23 protein-coding genes are annotated in these 22,959 nt (G+C 48.2%); 18 read left to right on the top strand and 5 right to left on the bottom strand.

Annotated elements, in window-relative coordinates; genetic code table 11:
• Position 1 precedes the first annotated feature (1 nt).
• The 5 genes from ABTV53_RS07625 to ABTV53_RS07645 are packed head-to-tail and all read left to right on the top strand — an operon-like array spanning position 2 to position 6,603.
• Positions 2-1,468: a gluconolactonase gene (locus ABTV53_RS07625; RefSeq protein WP_433752060.1), complete on the top strand. Its 1,467-nt coding sequence runs from the start codon at positions 2-4 to the stop codon at positions 1,466-1,468.
• The gene (locus ABTV53_RS07630) at positions 1,449-2,069 is read left to right on the top strand and encodes a YIP1 family protein (protein ID WP_433752062.1); all 621 of its coding nucleotides are present in this window, start codon (positions 1,449-1,451) and stop codon (positions 2,067-2,069) included. Before ABTV53_RS07625 ends, ABTV53_RS07630 begins: the two co-directional genes overlap by 20 nt.
• A gap of 14 nt (positions 2,070-2,083) precedes the next feature.
• The gene (locus tag ABTV53_RS07635; protein WP_433752063.1) at positions 2,084-4,669 is read left to right on the top strand and encodes a DUF5696 domain-containing protein; all 2,586 of its coding nucleotides are present in this window, start codon (positions 2,084-2,086) and stop codon (positions 4,667-4,669) included.
• Positions 4,666-5,565: a carbohydrate ABC transporter permease gene (locus tag ABTV53_RS07640; protein WP_347388003.1), complete on the top strand. Its 900-nt coding sequence runs from the start codon at positions 4,666-4,668 to the stop codon at positions 5,563-5,565. Before ABTV53_RS07635 ends, ABTV53_RS07640 begins: the two co-directional genes overlap by 4 nt.
• A gap of 27 nt (positions 5,566-5,592) precedes the next feature.
• Positions 5,593-6,603 (top strand): carbohydrate ABC transporter permease, encoded by a 1,011-nt coding sequence (locus ABTV53_RS07645; RefSeq protein ID WP_433752065.1) that lies wholly within the window; start codon positions 5,593-5,595, stop codon positions 6,601-6,603.
• 143 nt (positions 6,604-6,746) lie between these two features.
• Here the strand turns inward: ABTV53_RS07645 and ABTV53_RS07650 are convergent, their stop codons facing one another.
• A complete protein-coding gene (locus ABTV53_RS07650) occupies positions 6,747-7,013 on the bottom strand; it encodes a hypothetical protein (protein ID WP_433752066.1) in 267 nt (88 codons plus the stop codon).
• 159 nt (positions 7,014-7,172) lie between these two features.
• On the opposite strand from ABTV53_RS07650, the gene ABTV53_RS07655 reads away from it, so the two are divergent.
• Positions 7,173-7,757 (top strand): hypothetical protein, encoded by a 585-nt coding sequence (locus ABTV53_RS07655; RefSeq protein ID WP_433752068.1) that lies wholly within the window; start codon positions 7,173-7,175, stop codon positions 7,755-7,757.
• A 68-nt stretch (positions 7,758-7,825) separates the two neighbouring features.
• A complete protein-coding gene (locus tag ABTV53_RS07660; protein ID WP_433752070.1) occupies positions 7,826-8,434 on the top strand; it encodes a DUF1349 domain-containing protein in 609 nt (202 codons plus the stop codon).
• A 26-nt stretch (positions 8,435-8,460) separates the two neighbouring features.
• Here ABTV53_RS07660 and ABTV53_RS07665 read toward each other — a convergent pair whose 3' ends face one another.
• Together ABTV53_RS07665 and ABTV53_RS07670 are read right to left on the bottom strand one after the other, a co-directional pair.
• Positions 8,461-9,567 carry an MFS transporter gene (locus ABTV53_RS07665; protein WP_433752072.1) on the bottom strand — a complete coding sequence of 369 codons (1,107 nt, stop codon included), beginning with the start codon at positions 9,565-9,567 and terminating at the stop codon, positions 8,461-8,463.
• Positions 9,568-9,656: 89 nt separating this feature from the next.
• A complete protein-coding gene (locus ABTV53_RS07670) occupies positions 9,657-10,187 on the bottom strand; it encodes a TetR/AcrR family transcriptional regulator (RefSeq protein ID WP_433752074.1) in 531 nt (176 codons plus the stop codon).
• A gap of 202 nt (positions 10,188-10,389) precedes the next feature.
• On the opposite strand from ABTV53_RS07670, the gene ABTV53_RS07675 reads away from it, so the two are divergent.
• From ABTV53_RS07675 to ABTV53_RS07685, 3 genes are all read left to right on the top strand, one after another.
• Positions 10,390-11,235, top strand: a complete 846-nt coding sequence (locus ABTV53_RS07675; protein WP_433752075.1) for an AraC family transcriptional regulator — start codon at positions 10,390-10,392, stop codon at positions 11,233-11,235.
• 222 nt (positions 11,236-11,457) lie between these two features.
• The gene (locus tag ABTV53_RS07680) at positions 11,458-11,724 is read left to right on the top strand and encodes a nucleotidyltransferase family protein (RefSeq protein WP_433752077.1); all 267 of its coding nucleotides are present in this window, start codon (positions 11,458-11,460) and stop codon (positions 11,722-11,724) included.
• Positions 11,725-11,769: 45 nt separating this feature from the next.
• Complete coding sequence (locus tag ABTV53_RS07685) at positions 11,770-12,504, top strand: YdcF family protein (protein ID WP_433752079.1); 735 nt, start codon at positions 11,770-11,772, stop codon at positions 12,502-12,504.
• Between the two features lie 79 nt (positions 12,505-12,583).
• Here the strand turns inward: ABTV53_RS07685 and ABTV53_RS07690 are convergent, their stop codons facing one another.
• Together ABTV53_RS07690 and ABTV53_RS07695 are read right to left on the bottom strand one after the other, a co-directional pair.
• On the bottom strand, positions 12,584-13,954 hold the full coding sequence (locus tag ABTV53_RS07690; protein WP_433752080.1) for a M56 family metallopeptidase: 1,371 nt from the start codon (positions 13,952-13,954) through the stop codon (positions 12,584-12,586).
• Positions 13,955-13,963: 9 nt separating this feature from the next.
• A complete protein-coding gene (locus ABTV53_RS07695; RefSeq protein ID WP_421897904.1) occupies positions 13,964-14,338 on the bottom strand; it encodes a BlaI/MecI/CopY family transcriptional regulator in 375 nt (124 codons plus the stop codon).
• 167 nt (positions 14,339-14,505) lie between these two features.
• On the opposite strand from ABTV53_RS07695, the gene ABTV53_RS07700 reads away from it, so the two are divergent.
• The 8 genes from ABTV53_RS07700 (at position 14,506) to ABTV53_RS07735 (ending at position 22,877) form a co-directional block, all read left to right on the top strand.
• Positions 14,506-15,027, top strand: coding sequence for a hypothetical protein (locus ABTV53_RS07700; protein ID WP_433752081.1), 522 nt, complete (start codon positions 14,506-14,508; stop codon positions 15,025-15,027).
• Positions 15,028-15,144: 117 nt separating this feature from the next.
• Positions 15,145-16,035 carry a TIGR01777 family oxidoreductase gene (locus ABTV53_RS07705; protein WP_433752082.1) on the top strand — a complete coding sequence of 297 codons (891 nt, stop codon included), beginning with the start codon at positions 15,145-15,147 and terminating at the stop codon, positions 16,033-16,035.
• A gap of 424 nt (positions 16,036-16,459) precedes the next feature.
• Positions 16,460-17,461, top strand: a complete 1,002-nt coding sequence (locus tag ABTV53_RS07710) for a beta-ketoacyl-ACP synthase III (protein WP_433752084.1) — start codon at positions 16,460-16,462, stop codon at positions 17,459-17,461.
• The gene (locus ABTV53_RS07715) at positions 17,451-18,743 is read left to right on the top strand and encodes an ATP-grasp domain-containing protein (protein WP_433752086.1); all 1,293 of its coding nucleotides are present in this window, start codon (positions 17,451-17,453) and stop codon (positions 18,741-18,743) included. The genes ABTV53_RS07710 and ABTV53_RS07715 overlap by 11 nt, the downstream gene beginning before the upstream one ends.
• On the top strand, positions 18,740-19,735 hold the full coding sequence (locus ABTV53_RS07720; RefSeq protein ID WP_433752088.1) for an NAD-dependent epimerase/dehydratase family protein: 996 nt from the start codon (positions 18,740-18,742) through the stop codon (positions 19,733-19,735). Before ABTV53_RS07715 ends, ABTV53_RS07720 begins: the two co-directional genes overlap by 4 nt.
• Complete coding sequence (locus tag ABTV53_RS07725; RefSeq protein WP_433752090.1) at positions 19,729-20,586, top strand: MBL fold metallo-hydrolase; 858 nt, start codon at positions 19,729-19,731, stop codon at positions 20,584-20,586. Before ABTV53_RS07720 ends, ABTV53_RS07725 begins: the two co-directional genes overlap by 7 nt.
• Positions 20,586-21,902: a F390 synthetase-related protein gene (locus tag ABTV53_RS07730; protein WP_433754115.1), complete on the top strand. Its 1,317-nt coding sequence runs from the start codon at positions 20,586-20,588 to the stop codon at positions 21,900-21,902. The genes ABTV53_RS07725 and ABTV53_RS07730 overlap by 1 nt, the downstream gene beginning before the upstream one ends.
• A gap of 36 nt (positions 21,903-21,938) precedes the next feature.
• Positions 21,939-22,877, top strand: coding sequence for an SDR family oxidoreductase (locus tag ABTV53_RS07735; protein WP_433752092.1), 939 nt, complete (start codon positions 21,939-21,941; stop codon positions 22,875-22,877).
• The last annotated feature ends 82 nt before the right edge of the window (positions 22,878-22,959 follow it).

The raw sequence follows: 22,959 nt of genomic DNA on the forward strand, positions 1-22,959 counted from the left end.
TATGGCACGCACAGTGAAAAGATGGCTTGTTCTCCTGGCGGCAGTATCTCTGCTGCTGGTGAATGCCGTGCCTGCGGCGGCCTCCCCGGCGCCGTATGAGAGTTATAACTACAACTACTGGAAAGAGGCTGTACCTTCACCGGATGCCTATCTGCCCGAGCGTACGATATCAGGCCGTGATCTCGGCATTAGTGAGTTCAAAGACCCTGGTGATGTGAACGTTTCTCCCTCCGGGTTGATCTACATTTTGGACAGCGGCAACAGCCGAATTGTCGTATTGGACCCAGACTTTAAGCTGCTGCGCGTAATCGATGGATTCATGATGGATGGTAGCAAGGAGACCTTTAACCTTCCAGGTGGATTGTTTGTAGATGAACAAGAACGCATATACGTCGCCGATACAGGCAACGGTCGTGTGGTTGTCCTGGATGGAGAGGGGACGCTTATACAAACCATCACGAAGCCCGAGTCGGATATCCTATCGACCCAATTCCAGTTCCAGCCTTTGAAACTGACGGTGGACCATGTGGGCCGGGTGTACGTTGTGGCACAGGGGGTCTACGAGGGGATTATGCAGTTTGACGAGAGTGGCAAATTTATCGGATACGTCGGTACCAACAAAGTGGAGCGGGACTACGGCGAATATATCTGGCGTATGTTATCGACCAAAGCCCAGCGCGCACAGATGGTCCTGTTTGTTCCAACGGAGTTCTCCAATGCGGATATCGACCCCAAAGGATTTGTGTATGCGACGAATATTGATCCCGGCTCAAATGAACCGATCAAACGGCTGAATCCATCTGGCGAAGATGTACTGAAACGGTTTGGTTATTACGATGTCAAAGGCGATATCCGGTTTCGCAACAATCCCGGTCCATCCAAGCTCATCGATGTGAAAGTGCTGGGTAACGGCATGTACAGTGTACTGGATGCGACACAGAACCGGGTGTTCACGTACGACGATGAAGGTCATCTGCTCTACATATACGGTGGCAAAGGAAATCAGGTGGGCACGCTCAAAACGCCAGTTGCGATTGAACAATCGGGTGAGCATCACTTGGTTCTGGATCGGGGCAAGAACAACCTTGTCGTCTATGAGCCAACCCGTTTTGGTGCCCGTGTCAATGAAGCGGTGGCACTCCACTATCGGGGCGAGGATACGGAGGCCGTAAATATATGGAGAGAAGTGCTGGAGCTGAATGCCAACTATGACATCGCCTATATCGGTATCGGCAAGTCCTTATTAATGGAGAAGAAAAATGAAGAAGCGCTGGGTTACTTCGAACTTGGGATGGATCGCAAGAGTTATTCTGTCGCGTTCAAGAGACATCGGCGCGAGATGATGAAGGAACACTTTGGTACATTCCTGACGGCTGTTATCGCGCTGATCGTCATTTTGATCCTGACCCGGGTGGCAGCTAAATGGAGACGGAGGAGGCAGGCTGATCGTGAAGCAGGATTTCATTAAGTTTCCGCTGCATCTCATTTTTCACCCCATTGATGCATTCTGGGACCTCAAGTCGGATAACCGGGGACGGCTGTTTGTTGCTTTTGCAGCACTCGCGCTTACCATTGTCATGATGATTTTGCAAAAGCAGTACGCAGGATTTCTCGTCAATTACATCGATCCTCGCACGATTAACAGCATCATCGAGATCGCCACAGTTGCTATCCCGTTCTTTCTATGGTGCACGGCCAATTGGGCGGTAACGACCTTGATGGAAGGGGAAGGCAAGTTCAGAGAGATCCTGCTGGCGACAGGTTACTCGCTCATTCCGGTTATTCTGATCTATGCCCCAATGATCGTGATCAGCCGGTTCATGGTACAGGAGGAGACTGCTTTTTATTATCTGTTCAATAGCATCGCGTTTTTCTGGTTTGTACTGCTTCTGTTCATTGGCATGATGACGGTGCACCAGTACACCGTGATTAAAACAATCATTACGATGGTGCTGACGCTCATTGTGATGGGCATTATCGTATTCCTTGGTGCCCTCGTCTTCAGCATGCTGCAACAGCTGTACGAATTCGGTTATAACATTTACCGCGAGTTGATTTTTAGGACCTAAAGGAGGCGGCATCCGTGAACAAAAGGCAACGATTATATACGGTGCTGGCTGGTGCAATAGCTGTGATCATGATTGCAGTCGGGCTGTTGTATATAAACAACAGGGGGATTCCTGCCGTAGAAGCCGGGGCTTATTTGGAAACAACAACCCAGGCCATGCCCGTCACGGAGGACCCGTTGCAGTTCCTTAGCGACTCTTCGCAGGGTGTACCTGGTATGCAGCTGGTCGCCAAGGATCAGGGATTGGCCCTGTACTATAACGAGGAGACAACGGAAATTGCCGTACGGGACGGGAAAAGTGGAGAGATCTGGTACAGCAATCCGAAAGAACGGGCTGAGGACAGTCTTGCTTCCGCATATGAAAAAGAAGTGCTGTCCTCCCAGTTGAACGTGTCTTTCCGGGATGCGATGGGCACACTGGAGAATTTCCCGAATTTCAGTTCCAGTATCAGCAACAAGCAATTCACAGTGGGGCAGATCGATCAGGGGATTCGGGTGAACTATACGCTTGGTGATACGTCGCTTGGTATTGATGCACTGCCGAAGTTGATTAGCAAACAGCGACTGGAGGAGAAAGTGCTTTCCAAACTGGACGCTACTGTCGCAAGATACACATCTGCCCGTTATTATCCAACCAAGAACAATCCGGATATTCTGGAACGGCTGGATGGACAGATTTCAAAGCAGCTTGTGCTGAACAAGATGCTGGGTGCTTTTGAGACGGCAGGTTATACGGCGGATGATCTGGCTTTTGACAATCAGGAGAACGGGGTTGAAGGCGGAGGTGTATCGGATAAGCCAAGCTTTGTGATTTCTGTAGAATACCGACTGGAGCAGGGAGCGCTTGTTGTGACCGTGCCTCTGAGCCAAATAGAAGAAAGTGGGCAGTACCGTATTCGCAATATTGATTTGCTCGCTTATTTTGGTGCTGCGGATACGAAAGGCGAGGGTTACATGTTCGTGCCTGACGGTTCCGGCAGCCTGATTCACCTGAACAATGGGAAAACCCAGGAAGAGCAGTATGTACAGCGCGTGTACGGCGCAGATCCAAATGATAATTCGCTCAGTCGTCCTCAGGTTAGTGAATCCGCGTATATGCCTGTGTTTGGTCTGAAGAACGGGGAGAATGCGTGGTTTGCAGTCATTGAAAAAGGGGATGGTATGGCTAGTATCTCTGCAGATATTGGAGGTAGGCAGAACAGTTACAACCACGTGCATGCGACCTTCTACCTGCGGGGAGAGGATGAGCTGGAGATGTACACCTCGCAGAAAATGCAGGAGATTCAGCTGCTTAGCGAAGAGCGTTACCGTGGAGATATTCAGGTCCGTTATCATTTCCTTCATGGAGAAGATGCCAGTTACTCGGGCATGGCCCGCCTGTATCAGCAGCAGTTGATAGAGCAGGATGTACTGGAGCCGCTCGCAGATCAGACGGAGTTGCCGTTCTATGTGGATGTACTTGGTGCAGTGGACAAAAAGGCTTCGTTCCTGAGCGTGCCCTATCGGACCACTTTAGCAATGACGACGTACGAACAAGTTGCCGAAATGGCGGCAAAGTTGCAGCAGGATGGTGTGAACCGCGTACAAATGCGGTATCAGGGATGGTTCGGCGGTGGCATCAGCCATCATACGCCAACCCAGGTGAAGTTGGACAGCGAAGTAGGCAGTCGTTCCGAACTTCAGGCGTTGTCCGCCAAGCTGGAGCAGTCGGGTGGAGCTCTGTTCCCGGATGTGGCTTTCCAGCACATTTATCACGATGATATGCGTTTTGTTCCTTCCTCGGATGCGGCGCGGTTTGTCACAAAGGAGACAGCAGAACTATATCCATACAATCCTGCACTTAATCGCATGGATCAGAGCAGGGACAGCTACTATTTGCTCTCCGCGGCCAAGCTTCCTTATGTGGTGAGTGAGTTTTCTGGCAAATTCAATCAACTGGACATCGGCGGATTATCCCTTCGTGATCTCGGGCAGGTCCTGACTTCCGATTACCGGGATAGTCGGGTGATTCATCGGGAGACGGCGAAGCACATTGTGAAGGAGCAACTGGGAACATTGGCACAGTCCTATCCGAACTTGATGATATCCGCCGCAAATAGCTACGCTTGGGGTAGTGCACAACATGTTGTGAATGTACCCGCAGGGTCGAGTCGGTTCAATATTACCGATGAAGATGTTCCTTTTTATGCGATGGTCATTCATGGATACATGAACTACGCAGCATCTCCGATGAATACGTCGGGGGATCAGGATCTCCGCAAACAATTGCTGCGCAGTCTGGAGCTTGGGGCCGCTCCGTATTTTAAATGGACCTATGAACCATCATCCAGGCTGAAACTGACGAATTATGATTCGGCTTACGCAACGGAGTATGCATATTGGGTGGATGACGCCGTTGCCTTGTATAAACAGGCCAATGAAGTGCTGGGAAATCTGGTGAATGAGCAGATTCTCAAGCATGAACGCATTCAGGATGGCGTGGTCCAGATCACCTATACTGGCGGTACATCCATCCTTGTGAATTACAACGCGGACGCAGTAACCGTGGATGGAACAATGGTTGGCGGGACGGACTATGTGGTGAGAGGAGTGAACCGATGAGAACCATTCGATTATCGCTGAAGTCACGGAGAGCACTGCTTGGACTTGCATTTATATCCCCGTGGCTGCTCGGTTTCATCTTCCTCTTTGCCACACCGCTTCTGCAATCGATTCGGTTCAGTCTGAGTAATCTGTCCGTTGCTCCCGGCGGATACGTTCTGGACTTCGTTGGATTCAAAAATTTCAAGGATGCGCTTCTGGTTGACGCGACGTTTAACCGGATTCTGGTCGATTCGGTTGGAGCTATGCTGCTGAACGTGCCGATGATTCTGTTTTTCAGTCTGTTCACGGCGACACTGCTCAACCAGAAGTTCAGAGGCAGAACGATGGCACGTGCGATCTTTTTCCTGCCGGTTATTCTGGCTTCCAGTGCAGTCGCAGCAGCCGAATCTGCGGGATTAATCAATCTGATGGGAGATGCGAGTGCGGTCGATGCTTCAGCTGATGGCGGTGCTTCGTTCAACGTGGTATCCATTGTGCGGATGCTGGCGGATGTGGGATTGCCGATGGCCTATGTGGATTACATCGTTGAAGCCATCATGCGGATCTATGAGATTATTAGCAGCTCAGGTGTTCAGATTCTGATCTTCCTCGCCGCGCTGCAATCGGTACCTGGATCGATGTATGAGGTTGCAAAGATCGAAGGGGCAACAGCCTATGAATCGTTCTGGAAAATTACATTTCCCATGGTCAGTCCGTTGATTCTGACAAATGTCATCTATACGATCATTGATTCATTTGCCGGAAGTCCGGTCACACAAGCGATCTATCAGACCGCATTCAAAACCCAGAATTTTGGTTTAAGCTCGGCGATGTCCTGGCTGTACACGCTGGTGATTGGCCTTGTACTGATCGTAGTGGGCTGGGTGTTGTCACGGCGGGTTCATTACAACTGACGGTTAAGATTAAGGAGGCTTCAGATTATGGCTGCATCAGGGACAGATCGCATGGTGGTGGTTCCGAAACAGAATTACCACATGCATCGGGTGCGAAACAAAACATCGGACCTTCTCTACTCCATTTTCAGATATGCTTTGGTCATTGGTATTTCATTTATTATTTTATACCCGTTATTTCTCAAAGTATCAGTCGCGTTTAAGGATAAGCAGGATATCTACAATCCAACGATCTATATGATTCCTCAGCATTTTACACTGGATAATATTCGGCTAGCGGCGCAAGTGATGGATTACCTGCCTCTGCTGGCTAACACGTTATTGTTCGTTACCATCACAACGCTTCTGACAGCGATATCCTGTGCACTTGCCGGATACGGCTTCGCCCGATTTTCGTTTCCGGGTAGCAATGTACTCTTTATCCTGGTGATTCTCACGATTCTGGTGCCGACAAGTACGCTCATGGTGCCGATGTATCTGCATTTCCGCAGCTTTGACTTTATGGGCATCATCCAGTTGTTCACGGGGAAGAATGGCATCAATCTGCTGAATACGTACTGGCCTTCCATGATTACGGCGGCTACAGCGGGAGGGCTGAAGGCGGGGCTGTTCATCTATATTTTCCGACAGTTCTTCAAGGGGATGCCGAAGGAAATCGAGGAGGCTGCCCTGATTGACGGCGCTGGTGGATTCAAAACGTTTGCTCGAATCATGTTGCCCAATGCAATCTCGCCGTTGATTACGGTTATTCTGTTTTCGTTTGTGTGGCAGTACAACGATACGTTCTATTCCGCGCTATTCATGAGTGAGAGTCCACTGATCTCCCTGAAGGTGGCTTCTTTACCGGCTCAGGCGAACCAGTTGATTCCGCAACTGATGGGCTTTGGTTCGAACTCGGGCATCAAAGCCGATCCGAACTATGTGGCCATGATTGTGGATACAGGTATTTTGCTCGCGATTGCACCGCTGATTATTTTGTATCTGTTTGTGCAACGGTATTTCGTGGAGAGTATTGAACGTTCTGGTGTAGTGGGTTAATTAGACTGTTGAATTGGAATAAGAGAAGCGTTAGTATTCGCTGTAAGAATTCATGCGAATACTAACGCTTCGTTTGATGGTAGCCACATATGTAAATGGAACCCTTCTTCCAAGAAACATGCGAATAAGGCACGAATAATAATCTAATTTGACGGATTTAACATGGATTGTATATTGGGATATAAAGTCACGCTGGAAGTGAATAAAATGTACGATTGATTAACCGTGCGAATCAGAATCCTCTCGCTTGTACCATTGACTGGACCGATCCGAATAGCAGATGGTTCGCTGCCACCGTACGTATCATCCAGGGTGACCGATGTGATATGTGCGATGGGAATTTCAATTTTGGAAAACTGCCAGCGGATAATCAGTTGATCTTCCATTTTTTTCACGTTAACACCAAACATAGTTGATCTCCTCCTGTTGTAATTCATATCATTGAAGTAATCTCGTATGTCCAGTTTATCATATTTTGGATAAAATTACCTTATTAATAATAGAGATTGACGATTTCTAACAACTGATTTTATAAGTCCAAATCGATCCTGTTCAAAGGAGGAGAATGGTTGAACGACTGGAATGCGTATCATTATTTTGAACAAAGTCTTGGTCCTTTCCGAAATCTCTCCAGCCTGTCTATTGAGGAAGCCGAGACGGTTACTCAACAAATCCGTGATCAAGGTCGGAATTTTGCCAGTCAGCGATCAGCGGATTATATGACCATCCGCAGAACACTTGAGCAAAGAGCATATGAGCAGTTTGTTGCCAAAGGTGGGAAGCCGGTACAATCATATCCCCATTATTTGACGCTCGGTGCATGCGAATGGCTGTCGTCCTGGTATTCAGAACCCGGTCATGTGATCATTCCGTGGGGAGATCTTACAGCCGAAGTTGTGAGCTTTACCTACGGGGACTTATTTCCAACAATGAGGTTTGATGATGCTAAACCTTACCGTAAACAGATCTATACCAAAGATGAAATCATAGAAGTGATTCAAACCTATGGTTGGCCGCAGGAATGGAACCGGCAGGGCGATCAGGGTCCGGAACGATATATAGAGGTACAAGTCTGGGACGAACATATTATCCAACCGTTGACTTCGGTGTACAATATCGGTGATGGGAACCTGATGAAAAACATACAGGATTAACCATGACACATACCGAATACAAATAAAGAAATTAGAGAACTTAAACTCCAACACAAAGGGTGTGCCACATGACGAATCTATTCGAACATTGTTCAGGTCAGACATTATCTGCCAATCTGGGATGGCTGAACGAGCCAACAGATTGGTCCATTGAAGACGGCAAAGTAACGATAACCGTTTCGCCAATCAGTGACTTTTTCATTGATCCGGGAGGTGAGCCGGTAAAAGCCTCAGCTCCATTTTTACATACGATAGTCAAGGGAGATTTCAGCATTGTCACTCAAGTACAGGTGGACATGAAAGAACAGTATGATTCGGGCTGCCTGATGGTAATGGTGGACGATACGAATTGGGCTAAAGTCTGCTTTGAGTATTTTGAAGAACAGCCGTCTATTCTCAGTGTTGTTACTCGAGGTAACTCGGATGATTCTGTATCAGCTCCAGTAGACGTTAACAAGCCTTATTTACGTGTAGCCCGGGCAGGCAATAGTTTTGCATTCCATTATTCTCAGGATGGAGAGAAGTGGAAGCTGGTTCGTTATTTCGGTCTGGACTGCCCGGAAGAGATCAAAGTTGGCATTGTGGCCCAATCCCCAATTGGACAAGGGACGACGGTTACTTTTACAGATGTGCAGCTGCAACATGGGGTAACCGGAAGTGTTCGTCGCGTAGAATAACAACGATCAGAAGGTTGTTCTGTCATTTATTTCACTCGAATTAACAATCCGAACAGGCCGAGTACAGCAAAGGCCATAAATGCCGTTGTATTGGAGAACACTTCAATCGTGTAACCTGCCATGGATGAGCCAAAGAATTGCCCAGCACCCAGCGCGAGAAAGGCAAGACTAATTCCGATGGATACATTCGGACTGAATAGTCGCGTTGCCCAAACGATAAATACACTGGTCAGGAAAATATACGTGCTGCCAAATATGACCGCAGAGATGAGACTGGCAGTCATGGATGGAAGAAGGATTACCCCCAGTGAGATAGCCATTAAAAGTATGCCTATTCGGTAGGACCACCCAATCTCGATACGTTCAATAATGCGACCAGCGCATCCACCGAGTATCCCCATAACACCCATCACAATCCAGAACAACACGGCTTCCGAATCGGAGGCCCCTTTCTCGTCTGTGAGGAAATTTCGGGCAAAGGTCCAATAGATTGCAGAACTGAAACCTGTCAACAGACAAGCCATGAGCAGAGCAGACCCTGGTCTGGTTGGTTTCATACATGTCCAGATAGACTTGGTGCAAGGCAGGGTCTTTGTTGCTGGAATAACACGTCTGTTCCAGAGTAGAACCACAACACCGATGATAGCAAACAGGATGTAAGTTAGACGCCAGTAATCCGTGAACAGCCAGTAGAGCGGGCCGGATATAATAATTCCGAAGCTGGTTCCAGTGTTAATCCAGCTGTTGCCTCTTGCTTGCAGATCGGGTGCAAGCTCGGCATTAACCGTGTTACCGAGGGCTGGAGAGGCCCAGCCTGTACTCAAACCCGCTAAAAATACACTAAATGTAAGGACCCATGCATTCTGAGCCAGGGCAATGCCGGTTAATCCTAGCACTGCGCTGATGCCTGCCAATTGAATGACATAATGATGTCCCTTGCGATTAATCAACAGTGGTGCAGTTAGAAGGGACAGACAGTAGGCGATATACGTTCCTGAATTAATCGCGCCAGAGGCTGCATCATTCAATTGTAAGGCTTCCGAAATTTCCGGCATAAACAATCCATAACTGAATCGCCCGAATGCATAACATACAGCGATGAGTGCAATGCCTGGAAAGATAATTTTTTTCATTAAATCCACCGCCTTTTAGATAGAACGATCATTATATTTCTCAAGAAATAAAAAAAGTGAGTTGAACTACTAACTCACCCGGAATAGCATTACTTGAAACTGTTCTGCGTCATATGTATCAGTTCACGGCAGACGTTATTTACATTTTCTGTCTCAGCAAGTGCCGTGGAACCCTCCAGCAGCAGGGAGAATTGCAATAGATCTCGATCACTTGCAGCAGGTGCCAATGTTTGAATTAACGTTCTCATATGTCTTTTGTGCGCATTCACTGTCTGCACGATGATATGATCTGCATGACCTCCGAATTCCTCTTTGGCGCGTAAAAATAAGCACCCTCTTGAATCGTGTTCTTTCAGCCAAGTTGCATGTCCTTTAGCCAGATTGAGGAACATGGGTTGTGCTTTATTGTCTGCATATTGCCGGAGTTGTTCTAAATACCGCTGTTCGCGCCGCAGGAGCACCTGGACGATGAGATCATCCTTGGATTCAAAATGGTTATATAACGTCATGATGGCGATCCCGGCATCCGAGATAATACGCTTCAAGCCGATGGAATGGAAGCCGTGGAGGTAGAATAATTCTTCAGCCACATTCAACAGCATTTCTTTTTTGCTGCTCATATGCAATAACACTCTCCCTTCAAAATAAGATAGAACGATCATTATACTTGTAGGCTATAGTAAATCGTTTACATTGTCAAATTTTGTGAGATGTCGTTATATGAACTACGTCGTTGCCCATTAACTGGACACATGAGAGCAAAGCATGACAGGTTGTTGGGTTGTTTATCCCTTATATTAGACATCAAGGAGTGATTATTACATGAACTGGATCAACGCATTACAGGTCGCTATTCAATATATGGAAGACCACTTGCTCGAAAATATGACGATGGAGCAAATTGCAGCGGAGGCTCATATCTCTCCATTTCATTTTCAGCGTACCTTTGCCTTATTAACAGATGTTACTGTGGGCGAGTACATAAGACGAAGACGATTGACATTGGCGGCACATGAGCTTCTGCAAAGTGATCACAAAATTATTGATCTGGCGCTTAAATACGGCTATGACACACCTGAATCTTTCTCCAAAGCATTCCGGAGACAACATGGTATCGCACCAAGTGAGGCACGCAAAAAGAGTAGCTCTGTCCAATCGTATAATCGTCTGGTGATTCAAGTGAGTCTAAAAGGAGCAGAACCGATGAAATATAAGATTGTTGAACATCCTGAATTTACATTAGTGGGAGTGAAGCAGACTTTCTCATATGTAGATGGGGAACATCTGCATGGGATCGGGAAGATGTGGCAGGAAGCGTGGACGAGCGGTACAGAGGATCGTTTGTTTGAACTGAACAACGGGGATATTCCAGGTTTACTCGGTGTCGTTGTGGATCAGAGTGAAATTCAGGAGAAACAGATGCAATACTGGATTGCTACGAATTACGATGGTGAAGTACCGGAAGGATTATCAAGCTTCACCATGCCTGCTTCCAAATGGAGTGTATTTGAGGTAGAAGGCCCGATGCCGGAAAGTATGCAGCTTCTGTGGAAACGGATTATCTCGGAATGGTTTCCATCCAATCCTTATGAGCATGCGTACATGCCAGAGCTGGAAGTATACCCTGGGCCGAACCAGCCACCACAAATTTGGATACCGATTAAATAAATTTTAACCGTTTCTAACTCCATCTCAGTATAATGTAGCCCGTAAACACTTGGACAACCCAAGCTGTTACGGGCTTTTTGTAGGTGATAGATTCAGAATTTGAAGCAGTGAAGTGAATGTTCGAGCGTTGTTCATTTTATTGCAGATAAGTAACATGATATATTGGAACAAGGGTTTATCGCTAATACGAGAGAACTATAAGGTGAACCGCAGGAGGCAGACATGTTGCATGAGGAGAGATTCATTCAAGCAATTACGGATCACGAGCAATTAATGCACGATCTACAGCTCGTTCAGAGTCTCCATCTGCCACAATGTTACATAGGTGCAGGTTATATTCGTAATTATGTCTGGGATGTTTTGCACGATCTGTATCAACTCGTAGTCCGCAAAAGTCCGTTCTTCATGGATAATGACTATTACAATCAGCGTGTCCATAGGAAGTGTTGGAAGGAACAATGGCCCAAATTAACGATAATAACAGCTTGAATCATAGAGATACGCGGAATTGGTACAAAAGGAGTGTTTACGGACTTGATAAAAAAGTTCTTACAAAAATATGGACTGATCATTGATCTGGTCCTGTTGGCATGTTTTGTGGCGTTTCTGGTCTTCTGGGGCCAACGATTTCCAGTCATGTTTTTCGGAATGATCACGGTGGCTTTTGTTGTATTAAGACGGATTGACTATCAGAAGCATGTTATTTTGAAACGGATTATCCTTACCGGATTTGGCGTGGCAGCCGTCTCTTTTGTCATTATTGAGGCGCTTGTATTCACACAGCTGGGTGCGAATGATCCGGAAGAAGCGGACTATGTCATTATTTTGGGTTCAGGTATCCGTGGAACGGAGTTGTCTTTGACTTTGAAGCAAAGGTTAGATGCCAGTCTGGACTACATTCGCAGTCACCCTCAGACGCCGGTCATTGTATCGGGTGGACAGGGACCAGGGGAATCGATTCCCGAAGCGCTCGCTATGAAAAACTATCTGGTTGAACAGGGGATTAGCCCTGAGCAAGTCCTTATGGAAGATCGCTCCACAAGTACACAGGAGAATTTGGCCTTTTCCAAAAAAATTATTCAGGAATCCGGGTTGGAGCACCCGGAGATCATGATTGTTACGAGTGACTATCATATGTTCCGCTCCAAGTATATCGCTGCCAAGAACGGTTTTGCGGCAGAATACGGCATATCCGCCCCGTCACCAGGATATTTGAAGCCGGTTAACATGATTCGTGAATATTTTGCTACGATCAAAACATTTATCTAAATATGCAAACAGGACGAAGCTTGAGATCCATGCTTCGTCCTGTTTGCATATGTGGATGTTATTGTTCCTTAACGTTAGGTTACTTCTCTGAAGGAACAAGCACAGCTTCCGAAACCTGATCCGCAGGGAGCGCTACCATTTCAGAAGATGAGGCAGGAGAAGGAACGGTTGCGGCCTCGGAAGCCTTGTTCTCGGAAGGGAAGGCTACCATCTCAGAAGATCCAGCAGAAGAAGGAACTGTGGCTGATTCTGCAATTTCATTCTCAGAAGGTTCAACGGAAGAAGGAGCTGGTACATTTTCTGCCACTTCATCCTCAGGTAGAGCCACGAGTTCAGGTGTTTCGGAAGCAGCGGGAACAGTTACAGCTTCGGAAACCCCGGCTGGAGAGGGAGAAGCCACGATCTCAGGAGTCTCAGATACTGAAGGAACAGGCACATCTTCAGTAGCCTCGGCCTTTACTTTAACGGTATGGTTTGATGCCCATACTGCGGTGGATGTACTTACTCCTGTAATAAGCAATAGGGCCCCCATACTTAACATCCAGTGTTTCTTTTTCAGTTTCTTCACATTAAACATGTTCATCAATCTCCTTTTTAATTGTTTGCCTTCACCCGACAGGGATGAACAAAATTGAGCAGGCATTTTCCTGGTTCCCGCCATCACATTTAAAATCGTCTCGCCATACCGTCTTCGCTCTTCATGCGACATCTCTCTCACCACATCTTCATCACAGGCCAACTCACTCCAGGTATGAATGTCCCGGCGAATCATATGAATCAGGGGATTGAACCAGTGTAGGGCACTAACCCCCAATGTCAGAGCCTTGACCCACAGATCTTGATGTTTCAGATGTACCAACTCATGATGAATGACCATCCTGATGTCCATCTTGACCGTATTTTCGGGTGGAAGATATATCGTTGGTTTAAACAAGCCGACCAGTATAGGGCTTCTTACTATTGTGCTGTGAGCAAGCGTGATATTGCTTTTGAGACCCAAAGCCTCTTTGATTATTGGTAGCTGCATAGCTGCTTCACTATCACAGAGGACTGGCATAGTTGTACGTGATAGTTCATTCAAAAATCTCCGATAACAGTACACCTGCCATGCAGAAAAACCGATGACGCCAATGCCCCATACGCATAACAAGAACCAGGCTGTGGTTACAGATATGGTTGGTTCCGGGATAAATGGTCCTGCAAGTAAGCTCGAAGGTGTTGCATATTCCGTACTTGGTACAGTTGATGTAGGTGGGAATGCAAAACCCAAAAACCATGAAAGGCCAAGAGATACCGGGAACAGATAGAACAAGAGAGCCATTTTACCGAGTCTGTAGAGCCACTTGGTCGGAAAAACAGATACGGGTATGAGTCGCAGTGCCAAAATACAAACGGCAACAATACTTCCAGCCACGGTCAGACTGCACAGAATTTCAAAAAAGATGTTCATGATCTGCACCTACTTTTCCGAAAGCCATTTTTTCAGTTCTGAAATGTCATCGTCTGAAAGCTTATCACCGTCATACATGGCCGAGACCAAATTCTTGACTGAACCTTGATAGAGTCCATCAAGAACGTGCTGCGTTTCCTGTAGCTTGTAATCTTCGGGCTGTAGAAGAGGTTTATAATCATTGGTTCTTCCACGTCTCGTAACCGTTAAGGCGCCTTTATCCACCAGCCTTGATAGAAAGGTAGACATGGTCTGCGCTTTCCACGCTTTTCCCTTCTCAGCGAATATGTCTAATAGCTCTGTTGAGGTAACGGGTGGATCGCATGACCATATAACAACCATTAACTCCATTTCTGTTTCGGATAATTTCTGAATGTGGTTCACCGTGAACACTCCTTCACATCGTTATGCGTCCATAACGATTGTATTACTACACTACGTAGTACATATAAACTACTACAAGTTGTAGTGGATAGTCAAGTTATCCTGATAGATGATTGCCAAACCATGTTATAATATAGGTCATTAATAGAAGAACGATGTAGGAGTGAATGATCATTACAGCATATCAATTACCTGTGCTCTATGCGCAGAAGCGAGTTTCAATGCACGAGATGGAAGAGATTGTACGCCTGTTGGCCCAAGCCCCGCTACTATATGATGATGGACAGAGCATTCAGGTTAATGATTATATGGGAGGATTAGAGGTCGAACTTGAGCATGAGGTACGTCGTGCCGTGACCGAGTTGTATGAACTGGCTGTTCAGGTTTGCCGGACCTTCGTTGATCCTTTCGCGTACGAGCAGTTTCAGGATGTGCTTGGGTTACAGGCTGAGTTATGGCAGGAGGAAGTGCTCACTCTTGCAAAGTGGATGGACTGGCTGAAGCAGATCAGTGAAGGAAAGAAAACACTGCCAGAGTATAACTTTACAGCCATGCTCGGCAACTTGCCAGAAGGATTCATGATCCATGATTTTTATGATGAACTCCGATATCAATTGGAACAAAACCCTGCAAATACCTGGGCTCTCGAAGAGCGGGATCGCTTGTACGCATCCCTAGGTGTCAATTAAATCAAACCAACGGGTCACCAGCGGTGTTTAATCTAATATCTGTATTTTGCATGTATAGAAACATGTTGATCTATTTCTTGCGAAATCTTTACCCAGTATGGGGAATGAGGGGATACCGTGAAAAAGGTTGTCTTGGCTGGTGGAACGGGTTTTGTTGGACAGGATTTTACTCATAGGTTCAAGAAGCTGGGTTATGAGGTGTTAATCATCTCGCGTCAGCCCGGTCATATTGCCTGGGAGGATCGTGCAGGAATCATAGAGGCACTGGAAAAAGCAGAGATGTTGATTAACCTGGCAGGCAAATCGGTGAACTGCCGTTATACGGATGAAAATCGCAAAGTCATTCTGGAATCCAGAACGCGTACAACACGTATTCTTGGGGAAGCCGTCCTGGCTTGTAATCATCCTCCCGAACTATGGATTAATTCGAGTACAGCGACCATATACAGACATGCTGAAGATCGTCCCATGACGGAAAAAGAGGGCGAGATTGGCTCAGGCTTCTCAGTTGACGTTGCCAAGGCATGGGAACAGGCTTTCTTTGAGTTCAGTCTGCCGTCTACGCGTCAGATTGCACTGCGAATTGCGATTGTGCTGGGTGAGGGCGGCGTAATGGTGCCCATGACAAACCTGGTCCGTTTTGGCCTGGGAGGATCTCAAGGCGCAGGAACACAGCAGTTCAGCTGGATTCATATCGAGGACTTGTTCCGCATGGTGATCTATTTGCAAGAGCATCCGTACTTAAATGGTGTGTTCAATGCGTCCTCTCCGCATCCGGTGACGAATCGGGAGCTGATGGCGAGCCTGAGAGAACAGATGGGTGTTCGAATCGGATTGCCCTCTCCTCGCTGGATGCTTGAACTGGGTGCACGTTTCATTCAGACCGAGACGGAATTGGTTCTCAAAAGTCGTTGGGTCATTCCTGAGCGATTGGAGATGGAAGGCTTCACATTCACATACGGAACACTAGATGTGGCACTCGCCGAGATTTTGAATAAGAAGAACTGACCACACCGTATAAATAATAAAACACAACAGGAAGGGCAGAGGCATCTGCCCTTTATTATGTATTTCAAGGCTTCTATCTAATGGCGTTTCGCCATTTGAGGTTTAGGACTCATTTCATTTATATATGTTCAACTAAATATTTACACGATAACGGAAAGTTGTTCTGTCATCCGAGTGTCTGTGTAAATACTAATTAGCTGAACTTATAGAGGTAGTTCAAAAAGTCCGCTTTTGATTACGAAGGATGCCTAGTGGCATCATCAGCATCGAATATGGAATTCAGCCGAAATGTCCGTTGCTCACGTAGTTTACCTACGCTCCGCTACTCCATTTCTAGCTTCATCCCATCTTCTCGGTACTGAAAACCGGTCTTTTTGAATACGAACTTATATATCAGTCAGATGAACAGAAAGAGGTTGGGGAAATGCAACTTAGAAGAGTAAGGATCGCAGGAACAGGGAAGTACCTGCCTGAACAGGAAGTCACCGATGAGGAACTGGATCGCCGCTTGGGCGTTCCTGCCGGATGGGTCAGCAAAGCCACAGGCGTAGGTGTACGCCATTATGCCTCTGGCGAAGAAACCTCCTCCTTCATGGGCGCGAGAGCCGCCGAAGCTGCACTGGCGGATGCAGGACTGCAATTCAGTGATATCGACTGTCTGGTGTGTACCAGTGGCACGAAGGAACAACCGTTGCCAAGTACGGCGGTATTTATCCAGCAGGCCATGGGGCAGCAAGATTCGGGCGTACCTGCTTTTGATATGGATGCAACGTGCCTGAGTTTCCTGAACGGACTCGATGTGATCTCCTATATGGTAGATGCTGGACGTTACCGACGAGTACTGCTCGTGGCCACCGAGATTGCCTCCGCGGGACTAAATTGGTCTGATAAAGAGAGTGCGGCCCTGTTCGGAGATGGAGCGGCCGCTGTTATTATTGAGCGTTCGCCTGAAGGATCGTCTTCACAGATCGTCCATGCTTCCCTTCAAACCTACAGTCGAGGTGCTCGCTTCTCGGAGATTGCAGGTGGAGGTACACGGCTGCATGCTTCGAATTATAAGGCAGATCAGCCGGAGCCCTATCTTTTTCATATGGATGGACAAGCGATCTTTCGCATGGCTTCCAGACTTCTGCCGGCATTCACCAGCGATATGTTACAGGCAACCGGTAATCGGATGGAAGATTTTCAATTGGTTATTCCCCACCAGGGGAGTGCCATGGCAATGAGATTGATCCGCAAGAAGCTTGGCATCGCTGAAGATCGATTCATGGATATCACACGACACCACGGCAACACGATTGCAGCATCGATCCCGATGGGGCTGCATGAAGCGATTAGACAGCAGCGCATGCAGCGGGGAGATCGGGTGCTGATGATTGGCACGGCTGCCGGATTATCCTTGGGAGGACTCATCTTTGACTACTAGATCTGGGGAAACTGGACAGCGTACATCTGCTTCTCTCAACGTACTTCTTACAGGCGGAAGGGCTCCGGTAACGCTCGATCTGGCACGCATGCTTCATCGGGCAGGCCATCGGGTCTATGTTGCGGAGAGTGCTGTAAGGCATCTGACCAGATTATCCAGTGCAGTAGAACAGTGCGCTGTGGTCCCACCGCCCCGTCAAGACACATCTGCGTATCTGGCGGAGCTGGAACGGTTGGCACAGGATTGGCAGATCGACCTGCTGATCCCCATGTGTGAAGAAGTCTTCTATGTGGCTCAAGGGGCAGACAGACTGCGTGCTTATTGCCGTGTTCTGGTTACGACTATGGAGCAGCTGCATGAGCTGCACCATAAATATCATTTTATCCAGCTTGCAAGCTCACTAGGTCTTTCGGTTCCGGATACACGCCTGATCAACAATCGGCAGGAATGGATGGAGGCTCAGGCTGTTCTGGAAACGGTGGGAGAATGGGTATGGAAACCGGTGTATTCCCGCTTTGCCGCCAAAGTTCGCATGCCAGCACGCATGACCGATGAGACTGGCACAGGAACTGATCAGGAAGGAAAAGCAAGTGAAAACAAACGTCGATATTTACGAAACGACCCTCCGGAACATGGGCAATTATCCTTTGCTTCGCCTTGGGTTGCACAGGCCTACATTCCTGGTCAGATGTTATGTACATACAGCGTAGCCCACGAAGGGCAACTGGTTGCGCACGCTACGTATGACAGTCGCTATCGCACAGGTAGCGTGGGAGCCAGTGTATTTTTTGAACAGATGGAACATGAAGGTGCCCTTGCGTGGGTAAGAACATTTGCCCAGGCAACGGGGGTTAGTGGACAGATTGGGTTTGATTTTATAGAAGGTCAGGATGGGCAACTGTACGCGATTGAGTGTAATCCCAGGGCAACGAGCGGGATTCATCTGTTTCACCCCGGAGATGACTTGGTACGTGCACTGACTGAACCGGAGACGTTGGTCAAAGAAAGAAAATGGATCACTCCCGCAGGGGGCAGCAAAGCCATGCTCATGCTTCCGATGCTGGGAAGCGGAGTACAGCAAATCTTCGGCAAAGGAAAGTTCCGTGCATGGATAGCTGCTTGGCGTGGAGCGAGGGATGTGGTGTATTTAAGGCAGGATATCCAGCCTTTCTTTGAACAATTCTCGGTGGTGCTGACCGCTTGGCGTATAGCAAGATCACAGAAGATCTCGCTGACTGAAGCTTTGACTCACGACATAGAATGGAACGGTGAACAACAATGAACAGAGCATTGGTTACAGGAGCTACGGGATGTCTGGGCAGGCACCTCGCGATACGGCTTGTAAAAGAGGGATGGGAAGTCACGGGCATGGGCCGACAATCCAAGGCTGGTACAGAACTTGAGTCGGCAGGAATCCGATTCTTAAATGGAGATATACGGGATGAGGCCGCAGTAACCGAAGCGTGTACGGGGCAGGATGTGGTATTTCACTGTGCGGCTCTGTCATCGCCATGGGGCCGATATCGTGATTTTTACAGCAGTAATGTAGAGGGGACGCAAAACCTCATAGATGGCTGCCTGCATAATGAGGTACAACGATTTATACATGTCTCGACGCCAAGTGTATATTTCAATTACATACCGCGATATGACGTACATGAGAATGATCCGTTGCCAGCCAAACCAGCCAATCATTACGCAGCCACGAAGCTTCTCGCTGAACAGGTCGTAATGGAAGGGCACAGAAAGGGACTTCCGTCGATCATGATTCGACCGCGAGCCATCTTTGGTCCGTATGATCAGACGTTGTTTCCCCGAATTGTCGCAGCCAACGCGAAATCAGGCGTGCCCATGATTGGTGGCGGACAAGCTGTAATTGATCTGACATGTGTGGATAATGTGGTGGATGCCCTGTTATTGTGCCGTGATGCCTCTGACGAAGCGCTCGGCAGAGCTTACAATATCTCCAATGGCGATCCGAGGGCGTTTAATGAGTTGGTGAGCACCTTGTTTGGCATGCTGGACATGTCTCTGCGTCGCCTTAACATTCCTTATCGGATGGCATATGGCGTGGCAGCATTGCTGGAGCGTGTTCATGGCTTTGTTCCTGCGCTGGGTGAACCTGCGTTGACACGGTATACCGTGGGCTCCTTATCGATCCCACAGACATTGGATATTACGGATGCAAGGGAGCGATTGGGGTACGTCCCTCGGGTGTCCATTGAAGAGGGGTTGCAACAATTTGCAGACTGGTGGAGGGCTGAATCATGCTGACAACAACTCCGGTAGAACTATATCTGGGTGCGGCAGGATACTGCACACATCCAGAGTTTCTGACGCTGCGCGGTGGTCGGTTGAGCCCGGTGCCTTTCCCGGCAGGATTTGCCTGCATCATTCATCCCGTACATGGACCGATCCTGCTGGATACGGGATATAGCTCCCGCTTTTTCGAGGAAACGGCTCATCTGCCCAATGCACTGTATCGTCATATTACACCGGTCGTTTATCGTGAAGAGGATAGTGCCGTTCATTTTTTGGCTGGGATTGGGCTGAAAGCTGCGGATATCCGGTATATCATCCTCTCCCATTTTCACGGTGATCACATCGCGGGTGTACGGGATTTCCCGGAGGCACAATTCATCTATCTGCCAAGGGCTTATGATGCTGTGCGCTCACTCGGTCCGATTGCGGCTGTGAAGGCAGGGTATCTGTCAGGATTGTTGCCTGAAGATTTTGTGGCCAGATCATTGCCTGTTACGCGTCAGGCTGAGCGTTGGACGAGAGCGGGGGAAGTATTCCCTTATGATGAGGTCTACGATATCTTCGGCGATGGCAGTCTGCTGGGGGTGGATGTATCCGGTCATGCGGAAGGTATGATGGGACTCCTGCTGCGTACAGAAGAACATGACTATTTCCTGTGCGCGGATGCAGTGTGGTCGAGTCGGGCTTTTCGTGAACAGCGTAGACCGAATATACTTGCGGGTATTATTATGTCTGATCGACAGGAATACCACCGTAACTTTGACAAGCTGGTTCAGCTGCATCAGCAGTTTCCCCACATTCGGATTGTACCAAGTCACTGCCGAGAGGTACTGGATGATTGGGGTATAGGAGGGCGGAAATGATGAGCAATACCCTTCGTATTGTGGTTCATTATGCGCTTGCACGTGGGCTGCGAACATGGAAAACGCGAGAACAACTGGAGCGCTGGCAAGAGCGCCGGATTATTCGTCATGTCCGTCAGATCCGTGCACGATCCCCGTTTTACCAGAAGTGGTGGGGTGGCGTGAACGAGTCTGACTGGAGAAGTTTCCCGTTGATTGACAAATCAATCATGATGCAGCATTTCAATACATTGAATACGGTTGGCATTACCAAGGACGAAGCGCTGGCTTTTGCAGGGGAAAGTGAAGAAACGCGTAACTTCAAACCTTCCATTCAGGGAGTCACCGTAGGATTGTCCTCGGGTACGTCAGGGAACCGGGGGATATTTCTGGTGAGTGATCAGGAGCAGGATGCGTGGACGGGTACGGTGCTGGCCAAGTTGCTGCCTGGTGGACTGTGGAAACCTGCGAAGATAGCATTTTTCCTGCGGGCCAACAGTAATCTGTATGAATCGGTACAGCGCGGTAAGTTACAGTTCCAGTACTTTGATCTGCTGGAGCGTGTGGAGACTTTGGTGAGACGATTGGAAGAGTACCAACCTACCGTGTGGGTGGCTCCCCCATCCATGCTGCGTCTGTTGGCGGATGCCTATGTGGCAGGTCAATTGACCGCTGTACCGGACAAAATCATCTCGGTTGCCGAGGTACTGGACCCCCTGGATCGCAAGGTGCTTGAGCAGGTCTTTGGACAGACCGTTCATCAAGTCTATCAGTGTACAGAAGGGTTCCTGGGTGCGACCTGTCGTTATGGCACATTGCATCTGAATGAAGACATTGTGCATATTGAAAAAGAGTACATTGATCCGGCCACCCGGCGATTCGTGCCCATCGTTACGGACTTCTCCAGAACATCACAGCCGATCATTCGGTATCGGCTGAATGATATTCTGACGGAGGCGGCGATGCCGTGTGCCTGCGGTTCTCTGTTTACAGCTATAGAGCGGATTGAAGGCCGCTGTGATGATACGCTTTATTTTACACAACTGCATACGGGGGTGCCGGTATCTGTCTTTCCGGATTTTGTTACCCGCGCCGTCATTGCGGCTTCGCCGGATATTGAACATTATCGTGTGGTGCAACGTGGGGACGGGACGATAGAGGTATCGCTACGACTTGGAGGAAATGCAGCACTGGGGCAAGTACAGACTGATGTGTTGCAGGAATTGAACAGGTTGGCAGACAGGATGGATTGTACTTTGCCTGAGGTGAGATTCGTTCCGTATACGTTCAAACCGGGGGTCACCAAGCTACGCAGAGTAGAGAGACAGCTTAATTGAGCTGGTGAGAAATATTGGGGAAGAGCAGGTGGCTGAATGACAGTGGTGACATACAAGATAGGAGATGGACATCAGCGGATGCAGACAGAGGATCATGGCAATGAAGAAACAAAGGAAAAAAGACTATCAACATCTGGTGCACATGATTCCGTGGCTCTCATTACAGGCACATCCAGTGGCTTCGGTATGTTAACGGCCATTACTCTTGCCAAGCAGGGATACCTTGTTGTTGCCACCATGCGCGACCTGAATCGAAGAGAAGAGTTGGTCCGACTGGCAGGAGAGGCAGGCATAACAGAACGTTTGGTGTATGAGCAATTGGATGTTACGGATTCTGAATCGGTGCAAGCCGCTATAACCAAAGTAGTTCTGAATTATGGGCGCATCGACATACTGGTGAACAATGCAGGATTTGCAGTTGGCGGGTTCATTGAGGAAATATCGATGGAGGACTGGCGGCGCCAGATGGAGACGAACCTGTTTGGATTAATTGCCGTGACACGTGCGGTCCTTCCCGTGATGCGTGAGCAGAAGCAGGGGCTAATTATTAACTTGTCCAGCGTCAGCGGTTTGTCCGGTTTTCCAGGATATGCACCCTATGCTGCCTCCAAATTCGCTGTGGAAGGATTTACGGAAAGTCTGCGGCATGAAATGTCTTCCTTCGGCATTCGGGTGGTATTGATTGAACCCGGCGCTTATCGTACGCCAATCTGGAATAAAGGTTTGGGTGAGATTCACCGCAGTGAGGATTCCCCGTATAAACATAAGCTGGATGCGGTCCTTCGTTATTCCAAGCATGCAAGCGAGACGGCACCTGATCCACAGGAGGTAGCAGATCTGATCGACCGAATTGCACGGATGCGTGCACCAAGACTTCGATATGCGCTCGGAAAAGGTTCGCGTGTGCTCATCATAGGTAAAGCACTGCTACCGTGGAAGTGGCTGGAGCGGATTATCGCCCGTGGTTTAAAATAGAGATTAGGCAGGAGCCCAAATTGTACAGATTGCGAATGGGAGGGGTTAGCCATATTCGAATTCATCGTTATTATTTTACTTC

Source organism: Paenibacillus amylolyticus (assembly GCF_050990605.1).
Classification (GTDB): Bacteria; Bacillota; Bacilli; order Paenibacillales; family Paenibacillaceae; genus Paenibacillus; species Paenibacillus amylolyticus_H.

Excerpts from the sequence above, each read along its gene's own strand:
- ABTV53_RS07700 (WP_433752081.1), top strand. The coding sequence starts at position 14,506 with ATGATCATTACAGCATATCAATTACCTGTGCTCTATGCGCAGAAGCGA.
- ABTV53_RS07640 (WP_347388003.1), top strand. The coding sequence starts at position 4,666 with ATGAGAACCATTCGATTATCGCTGAAGTCACGGAGAGCACTGCTTGGA.
- ABTV53_RS07725 (WP_433752090.1), top strand. The coding sequence starts at position 19,729 with ATGCTGACAACAACTCCGGTAGAACTATATCTGGGTGCGGCAGGATAC.
- ABTV53_RS07625 (WP_433752060.1), top strand. The coding sequence starts at position 2 with ATGGCACGCACAGTGAAAAGATGGCTTGTTCTCCTGGCGGCAGTATCT.
- ABTV53_RS07690 (WP_433752080.1), bottom strand. The coding sequence starts at position 13,954 with ATGAACATCTTTTTTGAAATTCTGTGCAGTCTGACCGTGGCTGGAAGT.
- ABTV53_RS07735 (WP_433752092.1), top strand. The coding sequence starts at position 21,939 with ATGACAGTGGTGACATACAAGATAGGAGATGGACATCAGCGGATGCAG.
- ABTV53_RS07670 (WP_433752074.1), bottom strand. The coding sequence starts at position 10,187 with ATGAGCAGCAAAAAAGAAATGCTGTTGAATGTGGCTGAAGAATTATTC.
- ABTV53_RS07730 (WP_433754115.1), top strand. The coding sequence starts at position 20,586 with ATGAGCAATACCCTTCGTATTGTGGTTCATTATGCGCTTGCACGTGGG.
- ABTV53_RS07710 (WP_433752084.1), top strand. The coding sequence starts at position 16,460 with ATGCAACTTAGAAGAGTAAGGATCGCAGGAACAGGGAAGTACCTGCCT.
- ABTV53_RS07665 (WP_433752072.1), bottom strand. The coding sequence starts at position 9,567 with ATGAAAAAAATTATCTTTCCAGGCATTGCACTCATCGCTGTATGTTAT.
- ABTV53_RS07720 (WP_433752088.1), top strand. The coding sequence starts at position 18,740 with ATGAACAGAGCATTGGTTACAGGAGCTACGGGATGTCTGGGCAGGCAC.
- ABTV53_RS07645 (WP_433752065.1), top strand. The coding sequence starts at position 5,593 with ATGGCTGCATCAGGGACAGATCGCATGGTGGTGGTTCCGAAACAGAAT.
- ABTV53_RS07675 (WP_433752075.1), top strand. The coding sequence starts at position 10,390 with ATGAACTGGATCAACGCATTACAGGTCGCTATTCAATATATGGAAGAC.
- ABTV53_RS07660 (WP_433752070.1), top strand. The coding sequence starts at position 7,826 with ATGACGAATCTATTCGAACATTGTTCAGGTCAGACATTATCTGCCAAT.
- ABTV53_RS07650 (WP_433752066.1), bottom strand. The coding sequence starts at position 7,013 with ATGTTTGGTGTTAACGTGAAAAAAATGGAAGATCAACTGATTATCCGC.
- ABTV53_RS07680 (WP_433752077.1), top strand. The coding sequence starts at position 11,458 with ATGTTGCATGAGGAGAGATTCATTCAAGCAATTACGGATCACGAGCAA.